At 66.4% G+C, this 1,338-nt stretch carries 1 protein-coding gene and 2 pseudogenes; all 3 read left to right on the top strand.

The annotated features are described in order from the left end of the window. Positions 1-94 precede the first annotated feature (94 nt). Positions 95-646: pseudogene (locus AB0442_RS42480) on the top strand (IS630 family transposase); the annotation flags it as partial. 245 nt (positions 647-891) lie between these two features. Next, complete coding sequence (locus tag AB0442_RS42485; protein ID WP_366168851.1) at positions 892-1,071, top strand: hypothetical protein; 180 nt, start codon at positions 892-894, stop codon at positions 1,069-1,071. Next, positions 1,044-1,265: pseudogene (locus AB0442_RS42490) on the top strand (IS1380 family transposase); the annotation flags it as partial. The gene AB0442_RS42485 and the pseudogene AB0442_RS42490, both read left to right, overlap by 28 nt. Positions 1,266-1,338: the final 73 nt, after the last annotated feature.

Consider the following 1,338-nt stretch of genomic DNA (forward strand, 5'->3'; position numbering starts at 1 on the left):
CGCGCACGACTGGACGATGGGAGCCGTGTAAGCCGAGAGGTTTACGCACGGTTCTGAGAGAGCCGGGGAGTGAAATTCTCCCCGGCTACTCGCCCAGGCTCTGGACCGCTCCCAGCCGGTGCTGCCGATGATGCCGGGCATGCCCGAACGCCGCACCCACGACTACCTGCGGCACGGCATCACCAGCCTGTTCGCCGCCTTCAACATCGCAGACGGCACTGTCATCGGCGAACTGCACCGCCGCCACCGCGCCATCGAGTTCAAGAAGTTCCTCGTCTCGATAGACAAGGCCGTACCCGCCGAGCTCGACGTCCACCTGGTGTGCGACAACTACGCCACCCACAACACCGCCGAGATCAAGACCTGGCTCGCGAAACACCCGCGCTTCCACGTCCACTTCACCCCGACCGGCTCCTCCTGGCTCAACCAGGTCGAGCGCTGGTTCGGCCTGCTGACCGACAAACTCATCCGCCGCGGCGTCCACACCTCCGTCCAGGCCCTCGAGAACGACATCAGGGCCTGGATCTCGACCTGGAACGACAACCCCCGGCCCTTCACCTGGACCAAGACCGCCGACGAGATCCTCAAATCCCTCGCCGACTACCTCACCAAGATCAAGCCAGCCACCACAAAAACAAGCGGCTAAACAAACACTGGAACTTACGGCGCGGAACACTAGCGACCTGAGTCGGAGATTCGTGAGCGTAGGCAGCGGCCTTGTCGCGGTTAACCCGGTGCTGCTGTGACAGTTGTCAAAAGGGCTCAGCTCAGCCCGAATCCACCGGGCTGTGACTGACGCGGGGACGGATGACGCAGAGAGGTGCCTGCTGAGCTGGGAGGATGGGAGTTCTCTACGCTTCCGTCCGGCCCAACCAGCAAGGCACCTCGTAAGTGAAATCCTCCCATAGCTCCGCCGCGCTCACCGCCGCGTTCGACGAGCCGAACCTGATCGCGGACGCGGGGCTGGTCCGGCTGGCCGAGCGCGTCGGGATTCCCGGCCTGGCCGGCAAGCGACTACGGATTGCGGTGCCGGCAACAGCGGCGGCGCCAACCCGGCTGCGAAAGGGATGACGCTGGTCGCGGCGATGTACGCCGGGGCCGACTCGGGCGATGACACCGGCCGGCTGCGGCACGGTGCCATGGGCCGGCTGTTCGGCGGGGTGCGCGCGCCCTCCACACTGGGCACCTTCCTGCGCGCCTTCACCCACGGGCACAACCGGCAACTTCATGCGGTGCACCGGGGCTTCCTCGCCCGCCTGGCCACCGCCACCCCGCTGCTGCCCGGTGTCGACCAGGTCGCGTTCGTGGACGTCGACCCCACCCACCGCCGCGTCTACG

Origin of the sequence: Kitasatospora sp. NPDC085895 (assembly GCF_040702125.1) — a bacterium.
Classification (GTDB): Bacteria; Actinomycetota; Actinomycetes; order Streptomycetales; family Streptomycetaceae; genus Kitasatospora; species Kitasatospora arboriphila.